General features: G+C 42.4%; 1 protein-coding gene. It reads right to left on the bottom strand.

Annotated features, from left to right (window positions below; translation table 11 throughout):
- Nucleotides 1-533: asparagine synthetase B family protein (locus JHD69_RS20215; protein WP_370583540.1), on the bottom strand; the 533-nt coding region annotated here is incomplete at both ends.

The following is a 533-nucleotide window of genomic DNA, read 5'->3' on the forward strand; positions in this document are numbered from 1 at the left end:
GTGTTTAGGTTGTATTTGAAGCAATGTGCGGCAGGAAGTTGCTTCACTTCTTTCCAAATGGATTGTGGTTCTGGGATGTATCCCCAAACCAAGTACTGCTCTATAGCTTGCTCGTCGACCTCAAGCACTTTATAGGTGCTTATTTGCGACGGCTGACTGGCAAATTCAAAATTTTGCCCATCGAGCAGGTAATAAAAAGGCTTCTTTCCGAAGCGGTCTCTTGCACCGAAAAAATCGTTGTTTTTGGTGTCATAAATGACAAAGGCAAACATGCCGTTGAATTTGTTTACACATTCATAGCCATATTCTAAATAGGCGGCACAGATCACTTCGGTATCTGAGTTGGTATGAAAATGGTACTTTTTCTGTTCTAATTTTTTCCTGAGCTCTTTGTAGTTATAAATCTCTCCGTTAAACACAATATGCAGGTGCAGATAGGCTAAAGGCTGGTTTGCACGCGGGTCAAGGTCTATAATCGCTAACCTGTTATGGGCCAGCACAACTTCGCCCAAACGTTGTATGCCAGTGTATTC

It is taken from the genome of Pedobacter sp. ASV12, from assembly GCF_016429155.1.
Classification (GTDB): Bacteria; Bacteroidota; Bacteroidia; order Sphingobacteriales; family Sphingobacteriaceae; genus Pedobacter.